6 protein-coding genes and 1 pseudogene are annotated in these 3,495 nt (G+C 65.2%); 3 read left to right on the forward strand and 4 right to left on the reverse strand.

Features of this window, described 5'->3' with window-relative positions:
• The 3 genes and pseudogenes from K2X24_RS16625 to K2X24_RS16635 all read left to right on the forward strand — a co-directional run.
• Positions 1 to 237 (forward strand): hypothetical protein (locus K2X24_RS16625; protein WP_292499453.1); only part of this gene is annotated, 237 nt, incomplete at its 5' end.
• A complete protein-coding gene (locus tag K2X24_RS16630) occupies positions 224 to 991 on the forward strand; it encodes a hypothetical protein (protein WP_292499454.1) in 768 nt (255 codons plus the stop codon). The genes K2X24_RS16625 and K2X24_RS16630, both read left to right, overlap by 14 nt.
• A gap of 102 nt (positions 992 to 1,093) precedes the next feature.
• Positions 1,094 to 1,264 (forward strand): annotated as a pseudogene (locus K2X24_RS16635) (IS256 family transposase); the annotation flags it as partial.
• A gap of 369 nt (positions 1,265 to 1,633) precedes the next feature.
• On the opposite strand, the gene K2X24_RS16640 reads toward K2X24_RS16635, so the two are convergent.
• From K2X24_RS16640 to K2X24_RS16655, 4 genes are all read right to left on the reverse strand, one after another.
• Positions 1,634 to 1,873: a BrnA antitoxin family protein gene (locus K2X24_RS16640; RefSeq protein WP_292499455.1), complete on the reverse strand. Its 240-nt coding sequence runs from the start codon at positions 1,871 to 1,873 to the stop codon at positions 1,634 to 1,636.
• A 40-nt stretch (positions 1,874 to 1,913) separates the two neighbouring features.
• Positions 1,914 to 2,207, reverse strand: a complete 294-nt coding sequence (locus tag K2X24_RS16645) for a BrnT family toxin (RefSeq protein ID WP_292499456.1) — start codon at positions 2,205 to 2,207, stop codon at positions 1,914 to 1,916.
• Between the two features lie 74 nt (positions 2,208 to 2,281).
• The gene (locus tag K2X24_RS16650; RefSeq protein WP_292499457.1) at positions 2,282 to 3,238 is read right to left on the reverse strand and encodes a tyrosine-type recombinase/integrase; all 957 of its coding nucleotides are present in this window, start codon (positions 3,236 to 3,238) and stop codon (positions 2,282 to 2,284) included.
• On the reverse strand, positions 3,235 to 3,495 hold a 261-nt coding region (locus K2X24_RS16655), incomplete at its 5' end, for a hypothetical protein (protein WP_292499458.1). The genes K2X24_RS16650 and K2X24_RS16655, both read right to left, overlap by 4 nt.

Genomic DNA, 3,495 nt, shown 5'->3' on the forward strand with positions numbered 1-3,495 from the left:
CCGTGTAGCATGGTATCGGTGGTGGTGATGCGTACGGTGCCCGATAGTTGTCCGGGCAAGCGCTGCGCGGCCGAACCGATCGCGCCCGGTCATTCGCTCGAAGGGATCCATGTTCGGCGCGACCCGAACGGGCCGGCCGACCGCTTCGGCCGGTTCGAGGCGGGCTCCGCCCCGACGAGCCGGGATGAGATCCCTGCCGCCCAACCACACCGAAAGGCGTCCGATGCCCAGCCCTGACCGGTTCCGCCCGAGCGCCGCGGTCGCGGCGCTCGCCCTCACCCTGCTCGCCGCCCCAGCCCACGGCCAGGGAGGCGGCTCCGACAAGGACCGCCTCGACCGGATCGAGCGCCGGCTGGACGCGCTGGAACAGCGTCTGGGCGGCGGGGCTCCGCCTCTTCCAGCACAGAGCCCCGCCGCTCCGGCCGCAAGCGCCTCGGCGCCGACCGCGGCGGGCGAAGCCTCCCCCTATCTGCCGGGCGTGGTCGCCGTGGTTCGCGTCGCGCCGGCGAGCCCGCGCCAGCTCTCGGAGCCGCCGGTCGACAGCGTGGGTGGGTTCATCTACACCGGCGGCCCGATCACGCTGCATGACCTCCAAAGCCGCGGCGTGCGCTACAACGGGCTCGCCGGGATCGAGCTGCAAGGCTGGCTCGCGGTTACGCAGGCCGGCCGTACCCAGCTCGGCGAGGACCTGCGCGCCACCTTCGGCCAGTTCCCCATCGTCGGACCCGACTGCATCCTCCAGGTCTGGCTCGAAGACCGCCAGATCGGCGCCGATCGCCAAACCATGGCGCTCGCCAAAAACCAGGGCAAGGCGACCCTCGTGGCGGGCGCGGACCTCCAGCCCGGCTTGTACAAGCTCCGGCTGTGGACGGCCTGCGTGCCGGCCTCCAATCCGCGCGAAGCGCGCATCACGGCCGACCTCCTGGTCAAGGAGCCGGGCGATCTCAACCTGCGCGGCTTCAAGCCGGACGAGCTGCTGCACCAGCCCTGAACCTGTCGTGTCTCAGGCGGTGGTGTAGCTGACGGGTGGTCATCGGCGGTTGCCGGGTAGGGTTGGGTTGCAACAGCGAACCCCGAACCCGAGAGACCCCCGATGACCGACGAGATCATGGCCCTGTGCGGGCTGATGGAGAAGAGTGCCGACGCCGATCTGCTACGGGAGATGATCGGCTTTGCAGCCGAGCGACTGATGGAACTGGAGGTGGGGGGCCTGACCGGCGCAGCTCACCGCGAGAAGAGCGCCGAGCGCCTAGTCCAGCGCGATGTCTCTAAGGTGCTACGGGCGGCGCGGTCGCTTCGCAAGGCTCTGGATCGCTTCGGAGCAAAACCACTCCCCATCCCGGTCTGGCGGCTGATGGAGGCCTACGGTCGCCGTCTCGCTCGGACCTCGGCCCTGGAGACACGCGGCCTCGTCACACGCATTGCAGGTACGATTGGCCGTACGACCCTGAACAACGACCGCGGTGGGATCGAACGGTAACCCCAATAAGCCTCTCGGGCACTCTGACCAAACTTTGAAGAATGTGCACTAAACGGTCGTTTTCAGCACGTGTAAAAGGAGATGCCAGAGCCTGGCGTTCTCTCGCAAAAACGCCCCCGGCCGGGGGCGCTCTATCGCTTTGGGGCCGAGGGGTTAGCCGTTAGCCTTCTTGCCCTGCTGGGCCTCCATGTAGCGCCGCAAGACGGCGTTCATGCGGGTTTGATAGCCCCGACCGCCTTCCTTGAAGAACGCCACCACGTCGCGGTCGAAGCTGGCATGGATCGAGGTCTTGCCGTTCGGCACGTAGATGGTTGCCTCAGCCCAATGGCTGTCGTCGGTCGCCGGGTTGTCTGGGTCCTCGGCCGCCATCCGTTCAATCTCAGCCTCAGGCATGGTACGGAGGGCTTCCCAATCCGTGCGGCTGGTGATGGACTTAGCTGTTCTGTTGCTTGGCATGGTACGTCCTCCTTTCCTTTCGGCTGGCGATCCGAGCCGAAATAATCCGTTCCCTGGGCGGTCGCGGCGTGAACGTGATGTGTAAGATCACTCCATAGAGTTCAACGAGCATGTTGAACCGTTGTTCGCCGTAGTCACGTCTTTTGTCTTCAACGACGATTGCAAAGCGCCCATCAAAGGCAGCATCAAGGTCAGCGAAGTCGATCCTGCGATCCTTGATGTTCTGCTCGTTCTTGGGGTCGCCCCACTCCGTGCGTTCGTTCTCACCCATGGCTCCATGTACATAATTATGGACATGACGGCAAAGGTTCTCCGACAGGACCCGCCCGCTGGCAGTGTCGTGGATCAGATTAAGATGCGCTCGATCTCGTCCAGGTTTACCTCGTCGGAGCGCCGGTCATAGAGCTGCGTGGTCCGGGTCGAGGCATGGTTGGCGATGGCAGCGGCGCGTTCCAGGGTGCCGCCGTTCTTGAGGTAGGCGGTGATGCCGGTGGCCCGGAAGGTATGATTGCCGATCCGGGTCGTGATATCGGCTGCCTTGGCCCGCCGCTGCACCATCGCATAGGCGTTGGCGGCGGGGAGAGCAGTCCGGGTGAGTTCGGCCGTACCGCGCCGGATTGTCCGAAACAATGGACCGTCGCCGTCCCCGGCGATGCCGGTCCCGTCCAGATAGGCATGCAGGTAGGTTTCGAGATTGTGGTGACAGGGCAGGTCCACCGCCTTGCCGCCCTTCTCATGCAGCCGCACCCACAGGCGGCGGTTCTGCACGTACACGTCCTCGACCCGCATAGCGGTGGCCGCGCCGATCCGGGCGAAGGTGTAAACCATAAGGCCGATCAGCGCCCGGTCACGCAGGCCGATGGGCGTGCTCACGTCGATGGCGTCGAGGATCGCACGGGCCTCGTCCGGCGCGAGCACGGGTGTCTTACCCCGCTTCACCACATGCTTCGGCCCCCTCACGGCGCTGGCCGGGTTGAACGGCAGCACGCCGCCGGTCTCCAGCCAATCGAACATCATCCGGATCGCAGCCAGGCGCTGCTTGACCGTGGGGGCGCTGTGGCTGCGCCCCAGCTCCTCGACATAGGCGGCGATATGGATCGAGCTGACGGCGGCGATCGAGGGCAGGCCGTACCGTTCCAGCCAGGTGCAGAACTCACCCACCGCCTTGACGTAAGCGCGGCGGGTGTTGGGGTTCCTGATCTGCGCCGTGAAGAATTCCAGGAAGCGGTAGGCGGCGCGGTCGCCCGCCGCCGCCACAAGGGTAGGGGCGGGGTAACCACCGAGGGTGACGAGCTGGTTCATGCTGCTGGGGGTTCTACGATAGAACCGGCTGGAACCTCCTTGTAGCCAAACTCACGCGCATAGCCGGCAGCCGCCTTTTTCGCATCTGCGCGAGCATCATCACCGGGGGTTGAACAGTTGACCTCTCGGCCGCTCCGTTGTGCCTTCACAACCTGTTCATTCCAGGGGTCATCGTTGGTCATCGGACCTTCGATGCAAAACTCCTTCTTATCGTGATCCGCAACAATCAAGACGAACGGTTTAACGGCCATGGCAGT

This window comes from Methylobacterium sp., from assembly GCF_019750675.1.
In the GTDB taxonomy this organism is placed as follows: Bacteria; Pseudomonadota; Alphaproteobacteria; order Rhizobiales; family Beijerinckiaceae; genus Methylobacterium.

Coding starts and splice junctions, on each gene's coding strand:
- K2X24_RS16630 (WP_292499454.1), top strand. CDS start 224: ATGCCCAGCCCTGACCGGTTCCGCCCGAGCGCCGCGGTCGCGGCGCTC.
- K2X24_RS16640 (WP_292499455.1), bottom strand. CDS start 1,873: ATGCCTGAGGCTGAGATTGAACGGATGGCGGCCGAGGACCCAGACAAC.
- K2X24_RS16645 (WP_292499456.1), bottom strand. CDS start 2,207: ATGGGTGAGAACGAACGCACGGAGTGGGGCGACCCCAAGAACGAGCAG.
- K2X24_RS16650 (WP_292499457.1), bottom strand. CDS start 3,238: ATGAACCAGCTCGTCACCCTCGGTGGTTACCCCGCCCCTACCCTTGTG.